Source organism: Pseudomonas sp. R3.Fl (assembly GCF_023516765.1).
Taxonomy (GTDB): Bacteria; Pseudomonadota; Gammaproteobacteria; order Pseudomonadales; family Pseudomonadaceae; genus Pseudomonas; species Pseudomonas citronellolis.
Map to the genome: position 1 here is coordinate 4503520 of NZ_JAMGSO010000001.1, position 26119 is coordinate 4529638.

25 protein-coding genes are annotated in these 26119 nt (G+C 70.1%); 16 read left to right on the forward strand and 9 right to left on the reverse strand.

Going from position 1 to position 26119, the window contains the following annotated elements:
• Positions 1-118: 118 nt before the first annotated feature.
• From M8R19_RS19765 to M8R19_RS19780, 4 genes are read right to left on the reverse strand one after another with little or no spacing between them, the layout of a single operon-like run.
• Complete coding sequence (locus M8R19_RS19765; RefSeq protein WP_249918681.1) at positions 119-709, reverse strand: DUF4136 domain-containing protein; 591 nt, start codon at positions 707-709, stop codon at positions 119-121.
• Positions 710-767: 58 nt separating this feature from the next.
• Positions 768-1520: a methyltransferase domain-containing protein gene (locus tag M8R19_RS19770; protein WP_249918682.1), complete on the reverse strand. Its 753-nt coding sequence runs from the start codon at positions 1518-1520 to the stop codon at positions 768-770.
• A complete protein-coding gene (locus M8R19_RS19775) occupies positions 1513-1821 on the reverse strand; it encodes a MazG-like family protein (protein WP_043318744.1) in 309 nt (102 codons plus the stop codon). The genes M8R19_RS19770 and M8R19_RS19775 overlap by 8 nt, the downstream gene beginning before the upstream one ends.
• A 48-nt stretch (positions 1822-1869) precedes the next feature.
• Positions 1870-2727, reverse strand: a complete 858-nt coding sequence (locus M8R19_RS19780) for a MaoC family dehydratase (protein WP_249918683.1) — start codon at positions 2725-2727, stop codon at positions 1870-1872.
• Between the two features lie 212 nt (positions 2728-2939).
• Here M8R19_RS19780 and M8R19_RS19785 point away from each other — a divergent pair, with 212 nt between their 5' ends.
• The gene (locus M8R19_RS19785) at positions 2940-3932 is read left to right on the forward strand and encodes an AraC family transcriptional regulator (protein WP_043268798.1); all 993 of its coding nucleotides are present in this window, start codon (positions 2940-2942) and stop codon (positions 3930-3932) included.
• A 442-nt stretch (positions 3933-4374) separates the two neighbouring features.
• On the opposite strand, the gene M8R19_RS19790 is transcribed toward M8R19_RS19785, so the two are convergent.
• Positions 4375-5730, reverse strand: coding sequence for a 3-oxoacyl-ACP reductase (locus M8R19_RS19790; protein ID WP_249918684.1), 1356 nt, complete (start codon positions 5728-5730; stop codon positions 4375-4377).
• 167 nt (positions 5731-5897) lie between these two features.
• Here M8R19_RS19790 and M8R19_RS19795 point away from each other — a divergent pair, with 167 nt between their 5' ends.
• A complete protein-coding gene (locus M8R19_RS19795) occupies positions 5898-7178 on the forward strand; it encodes an acetyl-CoA C-acetyltransferase (protein ID WP_249918685.1) in 1281 nt (426 codons plus the stop codon).
• 439 nt (positions 7179-7617) lie between these two features.
• Here M8R19_RS19795 and M8R19_RS19800 read toward each other — a convergent pair whose 3' ends face one another.
• Positions 7618-8064: an Lrp/AsnC family transcriptional regulator gene (locus M8R19_RS19800; RefSeq protein WP_009613218.1), complete on the reverse strand. Its 447-nt coding sequence runs from the start codon at positions 8062-8064 to the stop codon at positions 7618-7620.
• A 167-nt stretch (positions 8065-8231) separates the two neighbouring features.
• On the opposite strand from M8R19_RS19800, the gene yedA reads away from it, so the two are divergent.
• Positions 8232-9119, forward strand: coding sequence for a drug/metabolite exporter YedA (yedA, locus tag M8R19_RS19805; RefSeq protein WP_249920199.1), 888 nt, complete (start codon positions 8232-8234; stop codon positions 9117-9119).
• Between the two features lie 6 nt (positions 9120-9125).
• Here the strand turns inward: yedA and M8R19_RS19810 are convergent, their stop codons facing one another.
• The 3 genes from M8R19_RS19810 to M8R19_RS19820 form a co-directional block, all read right to left on the reverse strand.
• On the reverse strand, positions 9126-9377 hold the full coding sequence (locus M8R19_RS19810; RefSeq protein WP_074982868.1) for a hypothetical protein: 252 nt from the start codon (positions 9375-9377) through the stop codon (positions 9126-9128).
• Positions 9378-9497: 120 nt separating this feature from the next.
• Positions 9498-11081 carry a rhodanese homology domain-containing protein gene (locus tag M8R19_RS19815; RefSeq protein WP_074982870.1) on the reverse strand — a complete coding sequence of 528 codons (1584 nt, stop codon included), beginning with the start codon at positions 11079-11081 and terminating at the stop codon, positions 9498-9500.
• Complete coding sequence (locus tag M8R19_RS19820) at positions 11078-11683, reverse strand: 3-mercaptopropionate dioxygenase (RefSeq protein WP_249918686.1); 606 nt, start codon at positions 11681-11683, stop codon at positions 11078-11080. The genes M8R19_RS19815 and M8R19_RS19820 overlap by 4 nt, the downstream gene beginning before the upstream one ends.
• Positions 11684-11796: 113 nt before the next feature.
• On the opposite strand from M8R19_RS19820, the gene M8R19_RS19825 reads away from it, so the two are divergent.
• The 13 genes from M8R19_RS19825 to tauD all read left to right on the forward strand — a co-directional run bounded on the left by M8R19_RS19825 (position 11797) and on the right by tauD (position 25851).
• Positions 11797-12693, forward strand: a complete 897-nt coding sequence (locus M8R19_RS19825; RefSeq protein ID WP_043268809.1) for a LysR family transcriptional regulator — start codon at positions 11797-11799, stop codon at positions 12691-12693.
• 510 nt (positions 12694-13203) lie between these two features.
• A complete protein-coding gene (locus M8R19_RS19830) occupies positions 13204-14292 on the forward strand; it encodes an LLM class flavin-dependent oxidoreductase (protein WP_502942920.1) in 1089 nt (362 codons plus the stop codon).
• A gap of 12 nt (positions 14293-14304) precedes the next feature.
• Positions 14305-15249, forward strand: a complete 945-nt coding sequence (locus M8R19_RS19835; RefSeq protein WP_249918688.1) for an ABC transporter substrate-binding protein — start codon at positions 14305-14307, stop codon at positions 15247-15249.
• A gap of 17 nt (positions 15250-15266) precedes the next feature.
• Positions 15267-16349 carry an LLM class flavin-dependent oxidoreductase gene (locus tag M8R19_RS19840; RefSeq protein WP_058488300.1) on the forward strand — a complete coding sequence of 361 codons (1083 nt, stop codon included), beginning with the start codon at positions 15267-15269 and terminating at the stop codon, positions 16347-16349.
• Positions 16350-16353: 4 nt separating this feature from the next.
• Positions 16354-17505, forward strand: coding sequence for an acyl-CoA dehydrogenase family protein (locus M8R19_RS19845; RefSeq protein ID WP_249918689.1), 1152 nt, complete (start codon positions 16354-16356; stop codon positions 17503-17505).
• Between the two features lie 112 nt (positions 17506-17617).
• On the forward strand, positions 17618-18604 hold the full coding sequence (locus M8R19_RS19850; protein ID WP_058488302.1) for an aliphatic sulfonate ABC transporter substrate-binding protein: 987 nt from the start codon (positions 17618-17620) through the stop codon (positions 18602-18604).
• Positions 18605-18615: 11 nt separating this feature from the next.
• Positions 18616-19578: an ABC transporter substrate-binding protein gene (locus M8R19_RS19855; RefSeq protein WP_249918690.1), complete on the forward strand. Its 963-nt coding sequence runs from the start codon at positions 18616-18618 to the stop codon at positions 19576-19578.
• A 177-nt stretch (positions 19579-19755) separates the two neighbouring features.
• Positions 19756-20658 carry an acyl-CoA dehydrogenase family protein gene (locus tag M8R19_RS19860; RefSeq protein ID WP_058488304.1) on the forward strand — a complete coding sequence of 301 codons (903 nt, stop codon included), beginning with the start codon at positions 19756-19758 and terminating at the stop codon, positions 20656-20658.
• A gap of 176 nt (positions 20659-20834) precedes the next feature.
• Positions 20835-21806, forward strand: coding sequence for an aliphatic sulfonate ABC transporter substrate-binding protein (locus tag M8R19_RS19865; protein WP_074982883.1), 972 nt, complete (start codon positions 20835-20837; stop codon positions 21804-21806).
• A gap of 80 nt (positions 21807-21886) precedes the next feature.
• A complete protein-coding gene (gene tauA, locus M8R19_RS19870) occupies positions 21887-22897 on the forward strand; it encodes a taurine ABC transporter substrate-binding protein (RefSeq protein ID WP_249918691.1) in 1011 nt (336 codons plus the stop codon).
• Between the two features lie 322 nt (positions 22898-23219).
• Positions 23220-24011 (forward strand): taurine ABC transporter ATP-binding protein, encoded by a 792-nt coding sequence (locus M8R19_RS19875; RefSeq protein WP_249918692.1) that lies wholly within the window; start codon positions 23220-23222, stop codon positions 24009-24011.
• Positions 24001-24819 carry an ABC transporter permease subunit gene (locus M8R19_RS19880; RefSeq protein ID WP_249918693.1) on the forward strand — a complete coding sequence of 273 codons (819 nt, stop codon included), beginning with the start codon at positions 24001-24003 and terminating at the stop codon, positions 24817-24819. The genes M8R19_RS19875 and M8R19_RS19880 overlap by 11 nt, the downstream gene beginning before the upstream one ends.
• Positions 24820-25014: 195 nt before the next feature.
• Positions 25015-25851, forward strand: coding sequence for a taurine dioxygenase (gene tauD, locus M8R19_RS19885; RefSeq protein ID WP_249918694.1), 837 nt, complete (start codon positions 25015-25017; stop codon positions 25849-25851).
• The last annotated feature ends 268 nt before the right edge of the window (positions 25852-26119 follow it).

Genomic DNA, 26119 nt, shown 5'->3' on the forward strand with positions numbered 1-26119 from the left:
TCGGCATACTCCAGACAGAGTCTTCATCGAAGCTCAGAGTGTGCGCAAAGGCAAGTGCCGAAATGTCTCGAAACGGCCCTATTCCGCAGTTTTCTGGCAGGAAAGCCGGACAAGCGCCTCAGTGCGGCGGGTAGCCCGACAGCGCCTTGCGCACGGCCTCGCGCAGCCCGCGGGCCTGTTCGCTCTGGTTGCCGCTGGGCTGGTATTCGGCCGAGGCCACCCAGACGGCGTGGTTGTCGCGGGCGTCGAACAGTTCGATGCGCACCACGTTGACCTGCACTATGTAGGTCCGCGTCACCGGGATGGAGGCGCCGTACCAGGGATCGTTCCAGCCGCCGTAGTAGCCGCCACCGTAGTAGTCGGTGACCTGGCGGGTGCGCTGCTCGCTGCTGACCCGCGCGCTCACGCGCAGGTCCGGCGCGGCGCCGGGGCGCGCCGGGCGCAGGCCGACCTGGTCGAGGCCTTCGCTGACCGCGTCCTGCAGCGAGCTGCCGTAGGTGGTGGCGCCGCTGGGCGCGCCGGTCCAGTTCCACGAGCGGTAGCGGCCGTAGTCCGGCGGCGCGGCCGGGTAGGCGCCGGGGTCGAAGCCCGGGGCGCTGGCCTGGGCCGGCACCGGGGGCGGCGGCAGCGACTGGCTGGTGTAGGGGTTGTGGCTCTGGCAGGCGGCCAGCGCGGCGAGCAGCGGCAGCAGGATCAGGCGTGGCGACATGCGGGGCTCCCGCCCGCGCCGGGGCGCGGGCGACGACGGTGATGGGGCGATTGTGCACCTATTCGCGCGGGCGGCACAGCCAGTGCAGGTAGCGGCCCAGGCCGGCGAAGGCCGGGTGGCGGCGGTAGGCCAGTTCCATTTCCACCAGGTCCAGGGGCTCGGCCTTGTGCTGGAACTCCTGCGGCATGTAGTCGTGGAACACCCGCACGCCGCTGCGTGCCTCGATGCTCCAGGCATCCGCCATGGCCACTTCCAGCTCGCGCGGGTCCAGCGGCTGCTGCGGCGTCAGGCTCTGGCCTTCGCCGGCGAAGCGCTGCTTGCGCAGCTTGCGGAAGTGGCCCTTGAGCAGGTTGCGGTAGATGAGCGCGTCGCGGTTGTAGAAGGCTAGCGACAGCCAGCCGTCGCGGGCGGTCAGCTGATGCAGCACGGGGAGGATGGCCTGGGGCTCGGCCAGCCATTCCAGCACGGCGTGGCTCAGCACCAGGTCGTAGGGCTCGTCGAACTGGCCGAGCAGCGCCTGCCAGGGCGCTTCGATGAAGGTGGCCGCGCGGCCGGCCTCGGCGAAGCGCTGGCGGGCGCCTTCGAGCATGGGCGCGGCGGGTTCGGCGAGGGTCACCTGGTGGCCGCGCTCGGCCAGCCACAGCGCCATGTGGCCCAGGCCCGCGCCGATGTCGAGCACGCGCAGCGGGCGCTCGGGCAGCGCTTCGGCCAGGTCGGCCTGCAGCACGGCCAGGCGGATGGCGCCCTTGGCGCCGCCGTAGATCTTCTCGGCGAAGCGCGTGGCCAGTTCGTCGAAATGCCGGTCAGCCATGCACGAAGCGCCTTTCGCTGTCGGCCAGCTTGGCGCGCACCACCTGGTCCATGTCCAGGCCCAGTTCGGCGCAGAGCAGCAGCAGGTAGAGGACGATGTCGCCGACCTCCTGGCCTGCGTGGGCGAGCTTGTCGGCGGGCAACTGGCGCGACTCGTCCTCGCTCAGCCACTGGAAGATTTCCACCAGTTCGGCCATTTCCACGCTGGCGGCCATGGCCAGGTTCTTCGGGCTGTGGAAGCGCTTCCAATCGTTGTGGTCGCGGATCGCGTGCAGGCGCGCGGTGAGTTCGTCGAGGTTCATCGGGGGCTCCTTGGGAGCCCCATAGCTTCCGGCTTCAGCGGCGTCGCATCAAGCGTCGAGCGGTTTCCAGGCGCCGGCCATGTGCGGCAGGCCGTCCTCGCCGCGCAGGGCGAACTGCCCGGCCGGGGCCACCTCGCTGGCCAGCAGGGTGACGCTGGAGGGCAGCAGCACCGGCTTCTGGAAGCGCACTTCCACCTGGTAGCCGGCCGCCGGCAGGCGCTCGCCCAGGGCCGCCAGGCTGCGCGCCTTGTTCCACAGGCCATGGGCAATGGCGCGGGGGAAGCCGAACAGCCTGGCGCTGGCCGCCGACAGGTGGATGGGGTTGTAGTCGCCGGCCACCCGGGCGTAGCGCCGGCCGATGTCCGCCGGGCATTGCCAGTGGTCGATCTGTTCCAGCGGCAGCTCGGGCTGTCCCTCGCGTTCCGGCGGCGTGCCTTCCAGGCGCATGCCGCGGAACAGCAGGCGGCTGTCGCCTTCCCAGAGCAGGCCGAGCTGGTCGTGCAACTGGGTGATCAGGCTGAAGGTCACGCCCTTGTCGTGGGGCTGCAGGTCGGCCACCCGCACGCTGGCCTGGAACGGGCCCAGGCCGCCGAGCGGGCGCAACACGCTGATGCGGTTCTCCAGGTGCACCAGGCCCAGCAGCGGGAAGGGGAAGCGGGCGTCGGTGAGCAGGCCCATCTGCAGGCCGAAGGCGAGGATGTGCGGGTAGGTCGGCGGCAGCAGGTGGTCGTTCCTGAAGCCGCACACCTGGCGGTAGCGCTCCAGGTGCCGGGCGTCGACCATCACCGGCGCGCGCACGCCGCGGGTGGGCAGGCTGCGGCCGCGCAGGCCGCGGCGCACGGCGGCGCGCAGGAACAGGCCGGGCAGGGCGGGTGGGGCGGACAGGTCCAGCCAGTCTTTGGGCATTCGGAATCTCCTGAGCGGTATTGCCTTCAGCTTAGCCGCCGGGCCCGGCCGGGCATTGGCCGGGGCGGGGCGGCGTGGCGGCAGGCCGGTCAATTGGCGGCTCTGGCATGGGGCTTGTGGATAATTCGACCGCTGCCATGGCGTGTTACTTGAGAGGCGGTAGGAAAGCTGCCTAAGATGGGCCCGCTTCATGGATAACCAGAATAAATACCATGCACGATCTGACCGACGATGTGGCGCTGATGCGCCCGGTGATCGACGCGCTGCGCGCCAGCGGCAGCGATCCCGACCGTGTGCTCGCCCGGGTTGGCCTGCCGCCGGGCGCCCTGCCGGCCGGGCGCTTCCCGCATAGCGCGCAGAACCTGTTCTGGAAGGCCGCCGCCGAGGAATGCGGCGAGGAGCACGTCGGCCTGTACCTGGCCGGGCACCTGCCGGCCTTCCACGGCCTGCTGCTGGAATACCTGTTCCTCTCCAGCGCCACCTTCGGCGAAGGCCTGCGCCACGCCCTGCGCTACGTGCGCCTGCTCTCCGACACCCTCAACGCCCGCCTGGAAGTGGAGGGCGAGCGCGCCGTGCTGCTGCTCGGCCACAGCGCCGGGACCAACCGGCACTTCCCGGAAATGCTCGCCGGCGCGGTGATCCGCCTGTTCCACGCGCTCACCGAGGGCGACTTCCGGCCCCATGAGGTGGAGCTGATGCACGGCGAGGGCGCCCCCGCCGAACGTTATCGACAGGTCTACGGCTGCCCGGTGCGCCTGGGCGCCGAGCGCTATGCACTGGTCTTCGACGCCGCGGTGCTGGACAAGCCCTCGCGCCACGCCGCGCCGGAGCTGCTGCGCATGCACGAGTCGCTGGCGCGCCGGCAACTGGCCGAGGTGGAACGCCTGGACCTGGTGCGCAAGGTGCGCGAGCTGATCGGCGAGCTGCTGGTGGACGGCGGCGCCACCCTGGAGCAGGTGGCGGCACGCCTGGACATGCCGGCCCGGCGCCTGCGCGAGCGCCTGGCCATGGCTGGGGTGCGCTTCAACGACCTGGTTACCGACTACCGTTGCCGGCTGGCCAAGGAGCTGTTGCTGAAGACCGACGAGCGTATCGAGGTGATCGTCGAGCGTACCGGGTTCTCAGAGCCGAGTACCTTCTACCGCGCCTTCAAGCGTTGGGTAGGGGAGACGCCGGTGGAGTTTCGCAAGCGCGGGAAGGTTTGAGAGGGGCGAACCTCGCGACGGGAGGGCATGGCTTTTCGTAGGAGCGAGCTTGCTCGCGAACGCTGTTCTGTCGGTGGCTGCGGTGCTTGCCCTGAAGAGCGCCCTCTCCCCGGCCCTCGGCTGCGCGCCCCGCGGGCCTGTCCGGCGTGGGGCGAAGGTTCGGCATTAACCTTGTAGGAGCGGGCCCTGCCCGCGAATCGCGCGCAGGGCGCGCTCCTACAGGTGGGTTTGGCGTCATCGTGTGGAAGCACGATCGTAGGGGCAACTGTCTTGCGCCGAGGTGCTCTTCGTAGGATGGGTTGAGCTTGCGATACCCATGCTGCCGTGGTGATGGGTATCGCTTCGCTCAACACCATCCTACGAAAAGCCGTGCTTCCCTGGAGGTGCAGGAGCGGATTCATCCGCGATCCCCCCCGGCAAAGCCGGCACATCATCGCCACCCTCACGCCCCAAGCAAACTCTGCCCACACACCCTTAACACCTGCCCGCTCACTGCCCCGCTGCCCGGCTGGGCGAACCAGGCCACGGCCTCGGCCACGTCCTGGGGCAGGCCGCCCTGGCCCATGGAGTTCATGCGCCGGCCGGCCTCGCGGATGGTCAGGGGGATGGCCGCGGTCATCTGCGTCTCGATGAAGCCCGGGGCCACCGCGTTGATGCTGATGCCCTTCTTGCCCAGGGCCGGGGCCCAGGCCTGGGCCAGGCCGATCAGGCCGGCCTTGCTCACCGCGTAGTTGGTCTGCCCGAGGTTGCCGGCGATGCCGCTGATGGAGGCCAGCAGCACCACGCGGCCGTCGTCGCGCAGCTTGCCGGCGTCGAGCAGGGCCTGGGTGAGCACCTGCGGGGCCTTGAGGTTGACGTCGATCACCGAGTTCCAGAACGCCTCGCTCATCTTCGCCACGGTCTTGTCGCGGGTGATGCCGGCGTTGTGCACCACGATGTCCACGCCTTCGGGCAGCGCTTCCACCAGCTTCTCGCCGGCGTCCGGCGCGCAGATGTCCAGGGCCACGCCTTTGCCGCCCAGGCGCGCGGCCAGGGCGTCGAGGGCGTCCTTGGCCGGCGGCACATCCAGCAACACCACCTCGGCGCCGTCGCGGGCCAGGGTTTCGGCGATGGCCGCGCCAATCCCGCGGGCCGCGCCGGTGACCAGGGCGCGCTTGCCCACCAGCGGGCGGCTCCAGTCCTGCACCTGGCCGGCGTAGGCGGAAAGGCGGATCACCTGGCCGGACACGTAGGCGCTCTTGGGCGAAAGGAAGAAGCGCAGGGCGCCTTCGAGCTGGTCTTCCGCGCCCTTGCCGACGTACAGCAGCTGCACGTTGCCGCCGCGGTGGATCTCCTTGCCCAGGGAGCGGCTGAAGCCCTCCAGGCTGCGCTGCACGCTGGCGGCGATGGGGTCTTTCAGCGATTCCGGGGCGCGCCCGAGGATGACCACGTGGGGGCACAGGTCCAGGCCCTTGAGGGCGGCCTGGAAGAAGTTGCGCAGTTCGATCAGTTGCTCGAAGCCGCTCAGGCCGCTGGCGTCGAACACCATGGCCTTGAGCTTCGGGCCGTGCTCGGCGGTCCAGCGCGGCAGGCCGTACTGGCCCTCCACGGCGGCGTAGACGGCGTCGGTCAGGCGCTGGCTGAAGCCCAGCACGGCCTCGCCCAGGCTGCCCGCCCCGCCCAGCAACAGGGCGCCGTCCACCGGCCGGGTGCGCCCGGCGCTCCAGCGTTCCAGGCGTACCGGCGCAGGCAGGCCGAAGGCGCCGACCAGGCGGCGGCCGACGTTGGAGTTGGCGAAGGCGATGTAGCGATCGGTCATGGACGGGGGCTCCTGCACGGATACTCGAAGTGCCGACCACTCTACGCAGGCACCGGTTCCGCGCAATTGACCGCGCTGACCTGCGCCATGGCGGGGCGGCCAATGCGACGGGACCGGCTAAGGTTAGCCTGTGCGCCAGAACCCGCTCAGCCCGCAAGGAGCCTTGCATGACCCAGACCCGACGGGTCGCCATCGTCGGCGGCAACCGTATTCCCTTCGCCCGCTCCAACACCGTCTACGCCACGGCGAGCAACCAGGAGATGCTGACCTGTGCCCTCGACGGCCTGATCGAGCGCTACAACCTGCACGGCGAGCGCCTGGGCGAGGTAGTGGCCGGCGCGGTGCTCAAGCATTCGCGGGACTTCAACCTCACCCGCGAATGCGTGCTGGGCACCCGCCTGGCCCCGCAGACCCCGGCCTACGACGTCCAGCAGGCCTGCGGCACGGGCCTTGAGGCGGCGATCCTGGTGGCCAACAAGATCGCCCTGGGGCAGATCGACTGCGGCATCGCCGGCGGCGTGGACACCACCTCGGACGCGCCCATCGGCGTCAACGAGGGGCTGCGGCGCATCCTGCTGGAGGCCAACCGCGGCAAGTCCAACGGCGACAAGCTCAAGAGCCTGCTGAAGATCCGCCCGCGCCACCTGCTGCCGCACATCCCGAAGAACGGCGAGCCGCGCACCGGGCTGTCCATGGGCGAGCACTGCGAGCTGATGGCGCAGACCTGGCAGATTCCCCGCGACGAGCAGGACAAGCTCGCCTACGAAAGCCACATCAAGCTGGCCGCGGCCTACGCCGAGGGCTGGCAGAGCGACCTGATGACGCCGTTCCGCGGCCTGACCCGCGACCAGAACCTGCGCCCGGACATCAACCTGGAGAAGCTCGGCACCCTCAAGCCGGTGTTCGAGAAGGGCCCCCGCGGCACCCTCACGGCAGCCAACTCCACCCCGCTGACCGACGGTGCATCGGTAGTGCTGCTGGCCAGCGAGGACTGGGCCAAGGCGCGCGGGCTGCCGATCCTGGCGTATTTCCGCGACGGCGAGGCGGCGGCGGTGAACTTCGTCGGCGAAGGCGCAGAAGGCCTGCTGATGGCCCCGGTGTACGCCGTGCCGCGGCTGCTGGCGCGCAACGGCCTGAGCCTGCAGGACTTCGACTACTACGAAATCCACGAAGCCTTCGCCGCCCAGGTGCTGTGCACCCTCAAGGCCTGGGAGGACGCGGAATACTGCAAGACCCGCCTTGGCCTGGACGCGTCGCTGGGTTCGATCGACCGCAGCAAGCTCAACGTCAAGGGCAGCTCCCTGGCCGCCGGCCATCCCTTCGCCGCCACCGGAGGGCGCATCGTCGCCAACCTGGCCAAGCTGCTGGACACGGCCGGGAAAGGGCGCGGGCTGATCTCGATTTGCGCGGCGGGCGGGCAAGGTGTGACCGCGATCGTGGAAAAGTAATCCAATACATCGGGCGGCTATGGCCGGCCCACGATGTAACAGCAACTCCGTGACTTAAGGCGGTGCCGTGCGAGCGGTGCCGCCTCTTTTTTTGCGCGCAGGGTGGGGGCTTTGGCTTTTCGTAGGAGCGAGCTTGCTCGCGAATGGTGCTTGCCGGCGGGCTTGGGAGGTGGGCTTTAGAGCGCCCTCTCCCTAACCCTCTCCCTGAAGGGAGAGGGGACCGTTGGGCAGGGTTTGATGTTATGGCGTCAGCCGGCAACCCCCGCGGTTTCCGGCTGAAACCACTTCCTCTCTCGGCACGGACAAGCCCCCTCTCCCTTCAGGGAGAGGGCTGGGGAGAGGGGACGGAGTCGACCTGAGGCGACAGCGCTGCCGGGAGAGGCTGTTCGCGAGCAAGCTCGCTCCTACGAAATACGAAAAGCCTCCAGCCTCCAGCCTTTCATCCCCCCTGCAACATCGCCGGATGCACCCGCCCATCCAGCGCCGTGGATAGCACCAGCGAAGTCTTGCTCGCCCCATGCTGCGCCAACTGGTCGATCAGCTCTTCCAGCTCGGCGGTGCTGGTCACCGTCACCCGCAGCATCACGCAGGATTCGCCGGTCACCCGGTAGCAGTCGAGCACCTGGGGGATTTCCGTCAGGCGTTGCAGTTGCAGGGCACCGCGGTGGTCGTTCAGGCGCAGTTCGATCAGGCACTGGATCGGGCGGCCGAGCTTGGTCAGGTCTACGCTGGCGTGGTAGCCGGTGATCACGCCGTCGGCCTCCAGGCGCGCCACGCGGTCGGCCACCGCCGGGGGCGAGAGGTTGATGCGCCGGGCCAGTTCGGCGAAGGACAGGCGGCCGTTTTCCAGCAGGGCGGCGAGCAGTGCGCGGTCGTATTTGTCCATCGGTTTCTCTCGTCTGTCGAATCGATGGCTTTGCGTTTGAAAATCCATCGAAAGAAAAGTGTTCCGCCAGATAATGCGTTTTCTGTGCCTTATAAGGCCTGAAAGCACTTAATAAAATGAGGCGCTACGACCCACTTGTCGAGCCCTCTGCCATGTCCGTCATGCCCATGCCCAAAGCCCGCGTTTCGCTGACGCTGATTGCCGCCTTCTTCGCCCTCTACTTCATCTGGGGCTCGACCTACCTGGTGATCCGCATCGGCGTGGAAAGCTGGCCGCCGATGCTCATGGCCGGCTGCCGCTTCGTCATCGCCGGGACGCTGCTGCTGGCCTGGGCGCTGTACCGCGGCGCGCCGCTGCCCAGCGGGCGGCAGTGGCTGAACGCCGGGGCCATCGGCATCCTCCTGCTCAGCTGCGGCAACGGCGGGGTGACGGTGGCCGAGCACTGGGGCGTGGCTTCGGGCGTGGCCGCCCTGGCTGTGGCTACGGTGCCGCTGTTCACCCTGGTGTTCGCGCGCCTGTTCGGCCAGCGCAACAGCCTGCTGGAGTGGAGCGGCATCGGCCTTGGGCTGTGCGGCATCGTGCTGCTCAACCTCGGCTCCAACCTGCAGGGCAGCCCGGCGGGCGCCGCGCTGATTCTCTTCGCCGCCGCGGCCTGGGCCTTCGGCTCGGTGTGGAGCCGGCGCCTGGACCTGCCGGCCGGGCCCATGGCCAGCGCCTTGGAGATGCTGGTGGGCGGCGCCGCGCTGCTGCTGGGCAGCCAGCTTTCCGGCGAGCACCTGCAGCAGATGCCGGATGTGCGCGGCTGGCTGGCGCTGGGCTACCTGGTGGTGTTCGGTTCGATCATCGCCTTCAGCGCCTACGTCTACCTGCTGGCCAACGTGCGTCCGGCGGCGGCCACCAGCTATGCCTTCGTCAACCCGGCGGTGGCCGTGCTGCTCGGGGTGGCGTTCGCCGGCGAGCACATCGGCTGGCCGGAGGCGCTGGCGATGGCGGTGATCATCGGGGCGGTGGTGTTGATCAGCCTGCCGCAGTGGCGGCGGCGCGAGGCGGCCTGAGCCGGCTCAGTTGATCGGGACGATGCGCACGCGGCTGACGCCGACGCGGTCGGCGCTGTGCCGCAGGTTGGGGATCAGGTTGGGGTCCAGGGGGGCGTCGGTCAGCCCGGTGGGGTCTTCGCCGGTCTCCTGCGCCAGGTGCAGCAGCACCTGGAGCAGGGCGAGGAATTCGTTGGGTTCCTCGGACCACTCGTGGATCAGCCGGCGCGGCTGTTCGCGCAGGCGGTAGTGGATGGCGTAGCGGTGGGTGACGTTCATGGTGGCACCTCTGCAGGCTAAGACACCCCAGAACGTCAAAATTCCCATCACTTTCCCGGACAGCCGACAGGTGGTCATTTTTTCGCCACTCACCGACAGACGTCGCGAAATGGCGGGCTTTCAGATGACGAAAAAGCCGTGGGTGCCATCACGGCCGAGCTGCTCGACCAGGCCGAATTCCCAGTCCAGGTAGCCCTGCATGGCCTCGCGCGGGTTGTCGGTGCCCTCGTAGGGACGGCGGTAGCGGTCGATGCGCGGCGCGGCGAGCAGGCTCTCGCCTTCCTCGGTGGGCAGCCCCGCGGCGACCCAGGCGGCGGTGCCGCCTTCGAGCAGGAACACCGGCTTGCCGCTCAGGGCCTGCACTTCCGGCACGGCGAAGCGCGCCAGCAGGCTGCTGCCGCAGGTGAGCACGTAGCGCTCGGCCGTGCCCAGCTGCGCCAGCGCTTCTTTCAACTGGCTGCGCAGTGCCCAGGCGGCGCCGGGAATGTGGCGTTTCACGTAGTTGGCGCTGGCGGTGAAGTCGAGCACCCGGGTGCCCGGCTCGCGCAGCCACTGGGCCAGGGTCTGCGGGGCGATGGTCTCGGCCTGCGGTTGCTGCGGCAGCGGTGCGGACCAGGCGCCCCGTTCGCTGAAGTCGGCGGCGGACAGGCCGTCCAGCACCGCCACCTCCCAGCCCATCTGCGCCAGCCAGGAAGCGCTCATGTTGGCGCGCGCGCCGTCGTCGTCCACCAGCACCAGGCGCGCGCCGCGCACGCTGGCGACGTGGTCGGTCTCCTGCACCAGCTGGCCGCCGGGAGTGGAGCGCGAGCCGGGCAGGTGGCCGGCCTCGTATTCCTCCGCGGTGCGCACGTCGAACAGGTAGGTGGTGCGCGCGCCTTCGGCCTGCCACTGGCGCAGGCCGGCCAGGTCGATGCGCGCCACCCGCGCGCGGTCGGCCACGGCGCGGGCGCGCTGGGCGGCGGCTGCGCGGGTGGCGGCGGAGACTTCGCCGAAGCGCCGCGCCTGGCCGTGTTCCAGTTGCTGGCCGGCGAGGGTCCAGCCGATGGTGCCGTTGCGCAGCGCCGACACCGGGTTGGCGATGCCGGCGTTCACCAGCGACTGGGTGCCGATGATGCTGCGGGTGCGCCCGGCGCAGTTGACGATGACGCGGGTGGCCGGGCTGGGCGCCAGCTCGGCGACGCGCAGCACCAGCTCGGCGCCGGGCACGCTGATGCCGCCGGGGATGCTCATGGTCTGGTATTCGTCGAAGCGGCGGGCGTCCAGCACCACCACGTCGGCCTTGGCATCGAGCAGGGCCTGCACTTGTTCGGCGGCCAGCGACGGGGTGTGGCGCTCGGCCTCCACCAGTTCGCCGAAGGCCTTGCTCGGCACGTTGACGTCCTTGAACAGCTCGCCGCCGGCAGCGCGCCAGCCGGCCAGGCCGCCGTCGAGCACGGCCACGTCGCTGTAGCCCAGCGCCAGCAGGCGCTGGGCGGCGACTTCGGCCAGGCCTTCGCCGTCGTCGTAGACGGTGACCGGCGTATCGCGGCGCGGCACGCGGGCGTAGACCTCCAGCTCCAGCTTCGACAGCGGCAGGTTGGCGGCGAACAGCGGGTGCGCCTGGGCGAAGGGGTCTTCCTCGCGCACGTCGAGCAGCGCCAGCTCGCGGCGGGCGAGGAGGGCGGCGCGGAGGTCATGGAAGGTACGGCGGGCGATCTGGCTCATGCGGGGTTCTCTTTCGACAGGTCCCAGATATTGGGCAACTGGCTGTTGGAATAGCCGGAGATGAAGGGCTTCTCTTCACCCTCGGCGGTATAGACGGCACGCCGCACCGCGCCGATGTTGGCGCCGTAGACGTGGATGCTGATGGACGGCCGGTCGGCGAAGGCGTTGCTGACCTGGTGGATGTCGCCGATGCGCGGCGACACCGCCTCCACCTCGCCCGGCTCCAGGCGCTGCGCCGCGCCGGCCGGCTGCAGGCTGCCGTCGGCGGCGAAGGCGAAGGGCTGCGAGTATTCGGCGCCGCGCAGCATGCCGATCAGGCCCCAGACGCGGTGGTCGTGCACCGGCGTGCGCTGGCCCGGACCCCAGACGAAGCTGACCACCGAGAAGCGCTGCTGCGAGTCGGCGTGCAGCAGGTACTGCTGGTAGCGCTGCGCGTCGGGCTGGGCGCAGGCCTCGGGCAGCCAGTCGTCATGGCGCACCAGCTCGGCCAGCAGCGGGCGGGCGCGGGCGAGCAGGGTGGCTTCGTCGGGATGTTCGTCGAGCAGGCTGGCCAGGTCGCCGATGAACTGGCGCAGGCGGTCGAAACGCAGGGGGGCGGACATGCGGCGTATTCACTCCGGAAGGTTCTGGCTGTACGGTAGCAAACGCGTTTTTATTCCTGAAATGCATTTTGAATCTAAGCTAATATGCGAGAAATGCAATTGGTGCCAGCCCCATGAAGATCGACGACATCGACGCCTTCGTCGCGGTGATCCGCAACGCCTCCCTGAGCCAGGCCGCCGAGAGCCTGGGCCTGACGCAGTCGGCCATCACCCGCCGGGTGCAGAGCCTGGAGGAAGCCCTGGGCGTGGAGCTGCTGGACCGCAACACCAAGCCGCTCAAGCCCACCGCCGCCGGCCTGCGCGTCTACGAGCAGTGCCGCCGGGTGCTGCGCGAGGTGGACGGGCTGCGCGAACTGGTGGCCAGCGACACCGCGCCCAGCGGCGTGCTGCGCCTGGGCGTGCCGCAGAGCATCGGCGAGGTGGTGCTGCTGGAAGCGCTGCGGCGCCTGGCCGGCGAGTACCCGGAGCTGCGCGCCCAGGTCAGCAGCGGCTGGGGCAGCCACCTGCTGGCGCGGCTGGAGAACGCCGAGCTGGACGCGGCGGTGGTGCTGTTCCCGCCGAGCAAGGTGTTCCCCGACGACCTCGGCGCCACGCCGCTGGGCCGCGTGGAGCTGTGCGTGGTGGCCGCCCGCGACAGCGACGTGCAGGCCCGCCGCCTGCTCGACTGCTACCAGCACGGCTGGGTGCTCAACCCCGACGGCTGCGGCTTCCGCGCCGGCCTGCAGCGCGCCCTGGCCGACCAGGGGTTGGGCTTGCAGCTGAACCTGGAGACCTTTGGCAGCGAGCTGCAGTTGGGTCTGGTTGCCGAGGGGCGTGGCCTCGGGTTGGTGCCGGCGCCGGCTCTTGCGCGCAGCCGTTACCGGGAGCAGTTGCGGGTGCTGCAGTTGGAGGATTTCCAGCCGCTGATCCAGCTCTGGCTGGTGCGTCCGCGCTTGCTGGGCAACCTGGAGGCGCCGGCGCGGTTGTTCGGCGATGCGGTGGCTGAAGGGTTGGATATGCGGGTGGGGTGAGTCTTACTCATTCACCCCCTGTAGGAGCGAGCTTGCTCGCGAACAGACTCTCCCGGCAGCGCTGTCGTCTCAGGTCGACTCCGTCCCCTCTCCCCAGCCCTCGGCTGCGCGCCCCGCCCTGAAGGGAGAGGGGGCTTGTCCGTGCCGAGAGAGGAAGTGGTTTCAGCCGGAAACCGCGGGGGTTGCCGGCTGACGCCATAACATCAAACCCTGCCCAACGGTCCCCTCTCCCTTCAGGGAGAGGGTTAGGGAGAGGGCGCTCTCATGCCTGATACCGGCATGACCGGGAAACTCTGTTCGCGAGCAAGCTCGCTCCTACAAAAGCAAAAAACCTCCCCCGCGCAACTTGGCCAACCCTGAATATGCGTAATTAGCATATTAGAATATGCCAAAAATGAATTTCCATCATGAAGTGCTTGCCTATAGCTTCTAAGAACAACGTCCATCAAGACGTTTTTCTTATAACGAAAGCCGCCGCCCTTATGCAGCGGCCCAGGCGAGGGCAACACAGTGAGCGTGGAAATTCTCGGCATGATCACCGCCACCCCGAGTTCCGAGGTGGACCAGCCGCTGGGGGAGGCGGTGGACGCCGGTTTCGTCCGGCGCTTCGCCCAGGCCCATGAGGACGCCGGCTTCGACCGCGTGCTGGTGGGCTACTTCAGCAATGCCGCCGAGGGCGCCGTGGTCAGTTCCTTCGTCGCCGCCGCCACCCGGCGCCTGGGCATCCTGCTGGCCTACCGGCCCGGGGTGATCGCACCGCCGCTGGCCGCGCGCCAGCTCGCCACCCTCGACCAGTTCAGCGACGGCCGCCTCGCCCTGAACGTGGTCAGCGGCGGCAACGACGAAGACCTGGCGCGCGACGGCGACTACCTCGACCACGACCGCCGCTACGCCCGCACCGACGAATACCTCGACGCCCTGCGGCGCATCTGGACCGCCGAGGCCCCGGTGGACTTCGCCGGCGAGTTCTACCGCTTCCAGGGCGCCTCGCCGGCCGTGCGCCCGCGGCAGAAGCCGCATATCCCGATCTACTTCAGCGGCTCCTCCGACGCCGCCATCGAGGTCGCCGCGAAGCACGCCGACACCTACATGCTCTGGGGCGAGCCGCTGGCCGCCGTCGACGACCACATCCGCCGGGTGCGCGCCGCCGCCCGGGCCCAGGGCCGTGAGCCACGCTTCTCGGTGTCGTTCCGGCCGATAGTCGCCGACACCGAGGAAGCCGCCTGGAAACGCGCCGCCGAGGTGCTCGAACAGGTGCGCGAGAACCGCGAGCGCCTGGGCTTGCCGCTGCACGACCACCAGCCGCAGAACGTCGGCTCGCAGCGCCTGCTGGCCGCCGCGCAACAGGGGGAGGTGCTCGACACCCGACTGTGGACCGGCGTGGCCCGGCTGACCGGCGCGCGCTGGAACTCCACCGCCCTGGTCGGCACCCCCGAGCAGGTCGCCGCCGCCCTGGGCGAGTACTACCGCCTGGGCGTTTCCACCTTCCTGATCCGTGGCTTCGACCCGCTCGGCGACGCCGTGCGCTACGGCCAGGGCCTGATTCCCGCCATCCACGACCACATCGCCCGCCTGCCGCAACTGCGCCGCGCCGGCTGAGGAGCCCCACCGATGAACCTGAAACGACGCCTGCGCGCCACCTTCGCCGCGCTGCTGCTGGGCGCGCCCCTGGCCCAGGCCGCCGACCTGCCGACGCTGCGCGTGGGCGACCAGAACTACTACAACGTGCGCGCCTCCATGGAGGCCTCCGGGGTGCTCGAAGGTGCGCCCTACACGGTCGACTGGAAGCACTTCCAGTCCGCCGCGCCCGTGGCCGAGGGGCTGCAGGCCGGGGCGCTGGACCTGGGCTTCCTCGGCGACTCCGGGTTCATCTTCCTGGCCGCCAAGGGCGCGCCGGTGAAGCTGATCGGCGTGTCGCGGCAGAACCCCGACACCATCGCCCTGCTGGTGCCCAAGGACTCGCCGGTGCAGAGCATCGCCGACCTCAAGGGCAAGAAGGTCGCCTACTGGCCCGGCGCCTGGAGCCAGCAACTGACCCTGCGCGCGCTGGAGAAGGCCGGCCTGCCCAGCGACTACGTCGACTTCGTCAAGCTCATGCCCATCGACGCCGCCGCCGCCCTGCCGCGCGGCAGCATCGACGCCTTCCCGGTGTGGGAACCGTACATCTCGCAGCAGATCGTGTTCTCCGGCGCGCGCCCGATCCTCACCGCCCGCGACCTGATGCCGGGGCTGTCGAGCATCGCCGCCAACGCCGCTTCCATCGAACCCAAGCGCGCGCAGATCGCCGACTTCCTCGGCCGCCTGCAGAAGGCCCGGGCCTGGGTCGAGGCGCACAAGGAGCAGTACGCCGACATCTGGGCGAAGAAGGCCAACCTCGACCCGGCCGTGTCGCGCCACTGGATCGGCCAGGCCGGCATGAGCGTCGGCCCGGTGGACGCCCAGGCCGCCGCCGACTACCAGGGCACCGCCGATTTCCTGCTGCAGACCGGCGCGCTGCCCAAGGCTTTCGACATCGCCAGCGTGATCGACCCCTCCTTCGCCAACGCCTTCCACTGAACACAGGACGCAACCCCATGAGCATCCAGTTCCTCGGCATGATCGGCCACCGCCTGGCCTCCGAGACCATCGCCCCGGCCGGCCCGATCCTCGACAAGCAGTACATCGCCGCCTTCGCCCGCGCCCACGAGGAGGCCGGCTTCGACCGCATCCTGGTCGGCTACTGGTCCGATCAGCCGGACGGCTTCCTGGTGGCCGCCACCGCCGGCCTGGCCACTTCCAGGATCAACTTCCTGCTGGCGCACCGCCCCGGCTTCGTCGCCCCGACCCTGGCCGCGCGCAAGCTGGCGACCCTCGAGCACCTGCTCGACGGGCGCCTGGCGGTGCACATCATCAGCGGCGGCAGCGACGCCGACCAGCGCAAGGACGGCGACTACCTCGACCACGACCAGCGCTACGCCCGCAGCGACGAGTTCATCGAGGTGCTCAAACGCACCTGGACCAGCGCCGAGCCCTTCGACTTCCACGGCGAGCACTACCGCGTGGAGCAGGCCTTCTCGGCCATCCGCCCGCAGCAGAAGCCGCATATCCCGGTGTATTTCGGCGGCTCCTCGGAGGCGGCGCTGAAGGTCGCCGGCAGGCAGGCCGATGTGTTCATGCTCTGGGGCGAGCCCTTGGCCCAGGCCGCCGAGACCATCGCCGCGGTGCGCGAGCAGGCCCGGCAGAACGGCCGCGAAGTGGAGTTCAGCCTGTCGTTCCGGCCCATTCTCGGGCGCACCGAGGAAGAGGCCTGGGCCAGGGCCGAGGCGATCCGCGCGACCGCCAGCCAGCGCCTGGGCGAGGCCGGCTTCCCCAAGGGCAAGCCGCAGAGCGTCGGCGCCCAGCGCCTGCTCAAGGCGGTGGAACAGGGCGACCGCGTCGACGAACGCCTGTGGACCGGCATTGCCAAACTGGTCGGCGGCGGGCACAACTCCACCGCCCTGGTCGGCACCCCGGAGCAGGTCGCCGATGCGCTGCTGGCCTACTACGACCTGGGCGTGCGCAGCATCCTCATCCGCGGCTTCGACCCGCTCAACGATGCCGTGGAGTACGGCCGCGAGCTGATCCCGCTGACCCGCGCCAAGGTCGCCGAGCGCGAGCGCCGGCGTGCCACGGCCTGAACCCATGACCAATTTGCAGACCCCGCCGCTGGCGCTCAACGACCTGCTGCCGGCGCTCACCCGGCAACTGGCCGAGAGCGCCGAGGCCTACGACCGCAGCGGCGACTTCCCCCATGCCAACCTCGCCCTGTTGCAGCACTTCGGCCTGCTCGGCCTGGCCCTGCCGCAGGCGCTCGGCGGCCCCGGCGCCGGCCTCGGCGAACTGCGCCGGGTGGTCGGCGCCGTGGCCCGTGGCGAACCCTCCACCGCGCTGGTGCTGTGCATGCAGTACCTGCACCTGCGGCGCCTGGCGGACAACCCCGGCTGGCCCGAAGCGCTCAAGCGCCGCGTGGCCCGCGAGGCGCTGGAGCAGGGCGCGCTGATCAACAGCCTGCGGGTGGAGCCGGAGCTGGGCTCGCCCTCGCGCGGCGGCCTGCCGCAAACCGTGGCGCGGCGTGACGGCGAGTGCTGGCGGCTGTCCGGGCACAAGCTCTATACCACCGGCATTCCCGGGCTGACCTGGCTGGCGGTGTGGGCGCGCAGCGACGAGCCGACGCCGCGCGTGGGCGCCTGGCTGGTGCGCCGCGACAGCCCCGGCATCCGCATCGTGGAAAGCTGGGACCACCTGGGCATGCGCGCCACCGGCAGCCACGAGGTGATCTTCGAAGAGGTGCCGGTGCCGCTGGAACACGCCGTCGGCCTCTACCCCCACGACCAGCCGCCGGCGCCGGACGAAGCGGTGCTGCGCGACTTCGCCCAGGCCAGCGCGGCGCTGCTCGGCGCGCTCTACGACGGCATCGCCGGGGCCGCCCGCGACTGGCTGCTGGGCTGGCTGCGCGAGCGCGTGCCGGCCAGCCTCGGTGCGCCCCTGGCCAGCCTGCCTCGGGTGCAGGAAGCAGTGGGCGCCATCGACGGCCTGCTGCTGCAGAACCGCCTGCTGCTCGACGCCGCCTGCCGCGAGCGGCTGAGCGCCAGCGAGGCGGGGCTGATCAAGGTCGCCGTCACCGACAACGCGGTGACGGTGGTCGAGAAGGCCCTGGAGCTGAGCGGCAACCACGGCCTGAGCCGGTACAACCCGCTGCAGCGCCACTACCGCGACGTGCTCTGCGGGCGCGTGCACACCCCGCAGAAGGACAGCGTCTGGATCGCGGCGGGGAGGGCGGCGCTGAGCCCCTGAGCCCGCGCGATCACCCGACAACAACGACGGCAATATCGGCGACCGCACCGGCGGAACGGATAGCCCCAAGACAACCCCTGGCTTCCGTGCGAAGCCGCCTGGAGATTGCCCCATGAAACGAACCCTGCGTGTTTTCGCCGGCCTGCTGGCCGCGACCTTGCTGGCCGGCGCCGCCAGCGCCGCCGAACCCGTCACCCTGCGCCTGGGCGACGTGAAGGGCGACCGCTACGCCTCGCTGCGCGCCTCCGGCGAGCTGGACAACCTGCCGTACAAGCTGGAGATGTCCGCCTTCCCCTCCGGCGCCCCGGTGCTCGAAGCGCTGAACGCCGGCGCCCTGGACATCGGCTTCACCGGCGACATCCCGTTCCTCTTCGTCTACGCCGCCGGCGCGCCGCTCAAGGCCGTGGGCGCCTGGCACTTCAACCCGGCGACCGTGGCGCTGGTGGTGGGCAAGGATTCGCCGATCCACTCGGTGGCCGAGCTCAAGGGCAAGCGCATCGCCGTCAACCGCGGCGGCTGGGGCCACTTCATGGCCCTGGGCGCGCTGCGCCGCGCCGGGCTCAAGCCCGAGGACGTGACCTTCTCCTTCCTCGGCCCGGTGGACGGCCGCGCCGCCCTGGTGCGCGGCTCGGTGGACGCCTGGGTGCCCTGGGAGCCCTACACCTCCAGCGCCGTGCTGCTCGACCAGGCGCGGGTGATCGACAACGGCGACGGCATCATGACCGGCTACTCCTACGCCCTGGCCAGCGACGCCGCCATCGCCGGCAAGAAGGCCGCCATCAGCGACCTGTTGACGCGCCTGGCGCGCGCCCAGGTCTGGGCCCTGCAGCATCCGGACGCCTTCGCCGCGGCGCTGGCCAAGGACCTGAACATGCCCCGGGAAGTGACGCGCCGCTGGGTGGGCGAGGCGCGCATCAGCCCCATCGTGTTCGATGCGAACATCGCCGCCACGCTGCAGAAGGCCGCCGACTTCTTCCACGGCGAGGGCGTGCTGCCCAAGGCGCTGGACGTCGCCCCGGCGTTCGACTTCAGCCTGTCCGCCGGCGCCGCCGAGGTGGCCCGCCAGCTGCCTGCCGACCTCACCGTCGGCCAGCGTTGAGGAGCCCCGCCATGCGCAAGATCCTCAGCCTGTTCCTGCTGCTGTGCCTGGCCGCCGGCCAGGCCCTCGCCGCCGAGCGCGTTACCCTGCGCCTGGCCGACCAGAAGGGCAACATGCGTGCCCAGCTGGACGCCGCCGGTGCGCTCAAGGGCCTGACCTACGACATCCAGTGGTTCGAATTCCCCGCCGCCGCGCCCCTGGCCGAGGCGCTCAACGCCGGCGCGGTGGATGCCGGCATCATCGGCGATGCGCCCCTGCTCTTCGCCCTGGCCGCCGGCGCCCAGGTGAAGGCCATCGCGGTGGACAAGTCCGACCCCTATGGCACCGCCGTGATCGTCCGTGGTGACTCGCCGCTGCATTCGGCGGCGGACCTCAAGGGCAAGCGCATCGCCACCGGGCGCGGCTCCATCGGCCACTTCGTGGCGCTCAAGGCGTTGGCTTCGGCAGGCCTGAGCGAGAAGGACGTGGAACTGCGCTTCCTCGGCCCGGTGGATGCGAAGATGGCCCTGGCCAACGGCTCGGTGGACGCCTGGGCGACCTGGGAGCCCTACACCGCGCTCTCGGAGACCGCCGACAAGGCGCGGGTGCTGGTCAACGGCCGTGGCCTGTGGTCTGGCAACAGCTTCCTCGCCGCCACCGACAGCGCCCTGGCCGACCCGGCGAAACGCGCCGCCCTGCAGGACTACCTGCAACGCCTGGCCGGCGCCCAGCGCTGGGCCTACGCGCACCTGGACGACTACTCGCGCAGCCTGGCGAAGATCATCGGCTTCCCCGAGGATGCCGCGCGCCTGCAGTTCGAGCGCCGGCAACTGCGCTGGCAGGCGCTGGACGCGCAGACCCTCGCCCAGCAGCAGGAGACCGCGGACTTCTACCAGGCCCATGGGCTGATCCCGCAGCGCCTGGACGTGCAGCCGACCTTCGCCGCGGGCTTCGCGGTGGAGCAGGGGCCGGCCGTTGGCCAACGGCAGCCCTGACGGTTCTCAGCTAAGGCAAAAAGGTTATTTAACCTTGCCGCACTGCTTGGATATGGTTCTAAGTGCCGCCCCGGCCGCGCCTCGCGCGCGGCGCAACGGGGCGCCGCCGAACCCCTTCGCTTCAGTCTTCCCGCGCGCCATTCGCCCAGGCACTGATCCCGTCGTCCCGAGGTGCCCATGAGCGTCGCCCCGCCCCGGCTGGCTCCCGCCGAGCCGTTCCCCCAGCCCGCCGTCGCCGGCCCCGCCGCCTGGGCCCGCGCCCTGCGCGAATCCGGGTTGCTGCGGCTGTCGCTGCCGGCCCAGTTGGGTGGCGCCGGCAGCCCCTGGCGCGAGGTCCTGCAGGTTCTGCGCGACCTCTGCGAGCGCGACGGCGGCCTGGCCCGGCTGTTCGCCGTGCATCACCTGCAATTGACCCGCGTGCGCCTGCTCGGCAGCCGCGAACAGCTGCAGCGCCTGTTGCACCTGAGCCTGCTGCGCGAGCCGCTGTGGGGCGCCCTGGGCGAGGACGATGGCCAACTGCTGCGGGCTGAGGAACACCTGCGCGGCGGCTTCCGCGTCAACGGCGCGCAATGGGATGCCTTCACCGCCGAGGCGGCCGACTGGCTGCTGCTGCGCGCCTGGCACGCGCCCAGCGGCGACTTCCTGCTGGCCGCGCTGCCCAGCGCGCGGGCCGGCCTTGCGCTGCGCGCCGGCGCCCACTGCCAGGGCCTGCGCCTGCACCCGGAGGACATCCTGCTGCCGCCGGGCCTGGCGGCCACGCCGCGGCGCGTGCTCGGCGACGGCCTGGCGCAGCTGCTGCAGGCCAACGTCGCCCTGGGCCTGGCGTTGCAGGCCGCGGACAGCCTGGATCTGCCCGAGGCCTCGGAGCTGTCGCGCCTGCTCGGCCTGGGCCTGGTGCTCAGCGAGCAGGCCGCCCGGCAGCTGGACGAGGACATCGAGGCGGGCGCGGCGCTGGCCTTCGGCCGCGCCAGCCACTTCGCCAATCTCGCCGCCCAGGCCCTGGCGGTGGCCCGCCAGGCGGCCCAGGCCAGCCTCCGCGCGGAGGGCGTGAGGGCCCGGCTGCTGGGGGCTGCGCACTGATGGCGGGATGAATCCGCGCGGTATTAGTTAAGAACTAAAAATTATTTATTTCTGATTTTTTATAGCTGTAATCTTCACTTCACCGGACCACCGGACTCATCCAGAACACCTGACACCAGTCCCGTGGTCCGTCCTCGCTCTGCAGGCGGCCGCCCCGTACCCGAGGAGCCGTACCCATGTCCCGCAGCCCGTTCCTGCGCCGTTTCGCCGTCGGCCTCGCCGCCTCCGCCGCCCTGCTGGGCGCCCTGGGCGCGCACGCCGAAGGCACCCTGCGCATCGGTTTCCAGAAGTCCTCCACCCTGCTGACCATCGTCAAGGCCCAGGGCACCCTGGAGCGCGAGCTGGGCAAGCAGGGCATCAAGGTGTCCTGGCATGAGTTTCCCAGCGGCCTGCCGCTGCTCGAATCGCTCAACGTCGGCAACGTCGACCTGTCCGCCGACGTCGCCGACACCGTGCCGGTGTTCGCCCAGGCCGCCGGTGCGCAGCTGACCTACTTCGCCCGCGAAACCCCGTCGCCCACCGCGCAGTCGATCCTGGTGCCGGAGGATTCGCCGCTGAAATCCCTGGCCGACCTCAAGGGCAAGCGCGTGGCCGTGACCAAGGCCGCCGGCAGCCACTACCTGCTGATCGCCGCATTGGCCAAGGCCGGCCTGAAGTTCTCCGACATCCAGCCTGCCTACCTGACCCCCGCCGACGGCCGCGCCGCCTTCGAGAACCACAAGGTGGACGCCTGGGTGACCTGGGACCCCTACGTCGCCAGCGCCCAGCGCCAGCAGCACGCCCGCGTGCTCGCCGACGGCCAGGGCCTGGCCAGCTACCAGCGCTACTACCTCGCCTCCAGCGACTACGCCAAGGCCCACCCGCAAGTGCTCGGGCAGGTCTTCGCCGAACTGCAGAAGACCGGGCGCTGGGTGAAGCAACACCCGGCCGACGCGGCCAAGCTGCTCGGCCCGCTATGGGGCAACCTCGACGCCGCCACTGTGGAGCAGGCCAACGCCCGCCGCAGTTATGACGTGCAGCCGGTGCGCGCCGACGGCCTCGACGAGCAGCAGCGCATCGCCGACGCCTTCTACGCCGAGGGCCTGCTGCCCAAGCCGGTGGACGCCCGCGCCGTGCAGGTCTGGCAGCCGGACCTGGCGCGCAACTGAAGCGAACTTTCCGCCGCTCCGCGAGGGGCGGCCCGTCACGGCCCGGCCGGCCGCCCCGAATGCATTTCCAGGAGCACCCCATGAAACGCACTTTCGCCCCGCGCCGCCTGCTGGCCGCGCTCGCCCTGGCCGGCGTCGCCGGCATCGCCCAGGCCGACATCACCCTCGGCTACCAGACTGGCGTGGACCCGACCAAGGTCCCGCAGGCCGACGGCACCTACGAGAAAGCCATCGGCGAGAAGCTCGACTGGCGCCGCTTCAACAGCGGCCCGGAAGTGGTCGCCGCCATCGCCTCGGGCGACGTGCAACTGGGCAACCTCGGCTCCAGCCCGCTGGCCGCCGCCACCTCGCGCGGCCTGCCGATCGTGGCCTTCATCGTCACCGCGCAGATCAACGCGGCCGAGGCCCTGGTGGTGCGCAACGGCAGCAGGATCGAGAAGCCCGAGGACCTGGTCGGCAAGACCATCGCCACGCCCTTCGTCTCCACCTCGCACTACAGCCTGCTGGGCGCGCTCAAGCACTGGAAGATCGACCCGACCAAAGTGAAGATCGTCAACCTCAACCCCACCGAGATCGCCGCCGCCTGGCGCCGTGGCGACATCGACGGCGCCTTCGTCTGGGCCCCGGCCCTGGGCGAGATCAAGAAGAGCGGCAAGGTGCTGACCGACGCCGCGGAAGTGGGCAAATGGGGCGCGCCGACCTTCGAGGTCTGGGTGGCGCGCAAGGACTTCGCCGAGAAGCACCCGGAGGTATTGGCCAAGTTCGCCCGCGTGACCCTCGATTCCTTCGCCGACTACAACGCGCACAAGGCCCAGTGGACCGCCGATTCCGAGCAGGCGAAGAAGATCGCCCGGCTGACCGGCGCTTCGCCCGAGGACGTGCCGGAGCTGCTGGCCGGCAGCGCCTTCCCCGAGACCAAGGAACAACTGTCCAGCGCGCTGTTGGGCGGCGGCACCGCCAAGGACATCGCCGGCACTGCGGCCTTCCTGAAAGAGCAGAAGCGCGTGCCGTCGGTGCTCAAGGATTACTCGCCCTACGTCAGCGCGGAGTACGTGCGCCAGGCGGAGAGCGTGCAGGTGGGGCAGCGCTGATCGCACGATCTCCCCGCTCGATCTCCTACTCGATCTCCCTGTAGGAGCGAGCTTGCTCGCGAACGGCCCGGCACCTTTCTCCACCTCGTCATCCCCGCGAACGCGGGGATCCAGAGTCTCTGGGTTCCCGCGTTCGCGGGAATGACGGGGAAGGTGTGGTGTGAGGCGGGTTCGCGAGCAAGCTCGCTCCTACGAAGAGCGAAGAGCGAAGAGCGAAGAGCGAAGAGCGAAGAGCGAAGAGCGAAGGGCAGAGAGCTGAGAGCGAAGAGCGCAACGTGCGAAGCGCCCCAGCATTCCTTCTTACCCTACGGAGGGCAGAAACATGAGCCGTCTGACGGCCGAGGCCGTGAGCCTTTCTTTCCAGCAGCATGGCCAGACCCGGCGCGTGCTGCATGAGCTGACCCTGGACGTGGCCAAGGGCGAGTCCCTGGTGGTGCTGGGCCCTTCGGGCTGCGGCAAGTCCACGCTGCTCAACGTTTTGGCCGGTTTCCAGAAGCCCGACCGCGGCCGCGTGCAGATCGACGGCCGGACCCTCGAAGGCCCCGGCGGCGAGCGTGGCGTGGTGTTCCAGGACGACGCCCTGATGCCCTGGCTGGACGCCCTCGACAATGTCGCCCTGGGTTTGCGCATCCGTGGCTTAGGCCGCGCCGAACGCGAGGTCCGCGCCCGCGAGGTGCTGGCCCTGGTGGGCCTGCAGGAGCACGCGCATTACCGCGTCTCGCAGCTTTCCGGCGGCCAGCGCCAGCGCCTGGGCCTGGCCCGCGCGCTGGCGGTGGAGCCGGACTTCCTGCTGCTGGACGAGCCCTTCGGCGCCCTCGACGCCTTGACCCGCGAGCGCATGCAGGTGCTCACCCTGGACCTGTGGCGCAAGACCGGCAAGGGTCTGTTCCTGATCACCCACAGCGTCGACGAGGCGCTGTTCCTGGCCACCGACCTGGTGGTCATGGACGGCCCGCCGGCGCGCATCGTCAAGCGCCTGCGCCCGGACTTCGCGCAGCGTTATGCGGCCGGCGAACCGGTGCGCTCGATCAAGGCTGACCCCGAGTTCGGCCGCCTGCGCCAAGCGTTGCTGGACGAGTTCCTGGAAGAGCCGGAGGCCGAACATGCCCACTGACACCCTCAGCGCCAAGCTGCCCGCCGGCCGCCGCGCCAAGCCTGCCCGCCCACGCGATGCGCGGCGTTGGGCCGCTGCCGGGAGCATCGCCGCCCTCGCTGCGCTCTGGTGGTTCGCCACCCATTTCGGCTGGGTCGACACCCTGTTCCTGCCGGCTCCCGAGCAGCTCTACGAAGCCCTGCAGCGGGTGCTCGCCGAAGGCTACGTCGACGCCACGCTGTGGCAGCACATCGGCACCAGCCTGCTGCGCGTGCTGCTTGCCCTGGGCGCGGCGGTGCTCACGGCGATTCCGCTGGGCATCCTCATGGGCCTCAACCCGCTGGTGGGCGCTGCGCTCGACCCGCTGGTGGAGTTCTACCGGCCGATCCCGCCGCTGGCCTACCTGCCGCTGATCGTCATCTGGTTCGGCATCGGCGAGCTGTCCAAGGTGCTGCTGATCTACCTGGCGCTGTTCGCCCCGCTGCTGATCGCCACCGCCGCCGGCGTGCGCCGCGTGGACAAGTCGCGCATCCAGGCGGTGCGCTGCCTGGGCGCCAACCGCTGGCAAGTGGTGCGCCATGTGGTGCTGCCCAGCGCCTTGCCGGAAGTCCTTACCGGCCTGCGCATAGCCCTGGGCGTGGGCTGGTCGACCCTGGTCGCCGCCGAGCTGATCGCCGCCAACCGCGGGCTGGGCTTCATGGTGCAGTCGGCGGCGCAGTTCCTGGCGACCGATGTGGTGGTGCTGGGGATTCTGCTGATCGCCGGGATCGCGTTGAGCTTCGAGGTGGGCTTGCGCTGGTTGCAGGGGCGGTTTGCTTCCTGGGAGTAGGGCCTGGAGCTGGGGTAAGAGCAAGAGCCAGAGCCCCTCTCCCTAACCCTCTCCCGCAAGCGGGAGAGGGGACTGATCGGAGTCGCCGGCTAGCTCGGCGCTCGACGGATACACCGAACGGCTCCCTCTCCCGCTTGCGGGAGAGGGCTGGGGAGAGGGTGCTCTTCCCCGCACAGAACACGAGAGAGAAAAGAAATGACCACCCTGACCCTGGCCCCCCTCAGCCCCGCCCTCGGCGCCGTAGTCTCCGGCATCGACCTGCGCCAGCCGCTGGACGACGCCCAGCACCAGGCCATCGAGCAGGCCCTGCTCAGCCACCAGGTGCTGTTCTTCCGCGACCAGCCGCTGACTCCTTCGCAGCAGGCCGCTTTCGCCGCGCGCTTCGGCGACCTGCACATCCATCCGATCTACCCCAGCGTGCCCGAGCAGCGCGAGGTGATCGTGCTCGACACCGCCGTCACCGACGTGCGCGACAATGCCATCTGGCACACCGACGTGACCTTCCTGGAAACCCCGGCCCTGGGCGCGGTGCTGGCCGCCAAGCAGTTGCCGCCCTACGGTGGCGACACCCTCTGGGCCAGCGGCATCGCCGCTTTCGAGGCGCTGTCCAAACCCTTGCAGCGCCTGCTCGACGGCTTGACCGCCACCCACGACATCAGCAAGTCCTTCCCCCAGGAACGCTTCGGCGCCACCGATGCCGACCTGGTGCGCCTGGAAGAGGCACGCAAGAAGAACCCGCCGCGCTCCCACCCGGTGATCCGTACCCACCCGGTCACCGGGCGCAAGGCGCTGTTCGTCAGCGATGGCTTCACCACCCGCATCAACGAGCTGTCGGCGGTCGAGAGCCGGGCCATCCTCGACCTGCTGTTCGCCCACGTCGCCCGCCCGGAGTTCACCGTGCGCTGGCGCTGGCGCGAGAACGACGTGGCCTTCTGGGACAACCGCGTGACCCAGCACTACGCGGTGGACGACTACCGCCCGCAGCGCCGGGTGATGCACCGCGCGACCATCCTCGGCGACAAACCGTTCTGATCCCCGCACGCCAACCCTTGCCCTTGTAGGAGCGAGCTTGCTCGCGAACCGCCTCGTGCCGAAGCTGTTCGCGAGCAAGCTCGCTCCTACGAAAAGCGGGGGCGTTGAGTGGGTGGCATTCGGCGTGGTGGGTGTGAACCGCTTCGTGCCGAAGCTGTTCGCGAGCAAGCTCGCTCCTACGAAAAGCGGGGGTCGTCGCCTGGGCGACATTCGGCGTCGTGGGCGCGTGCGCCGCTCTGGCCTAAGCTTGGCAGGTTGCCTTTCAGAG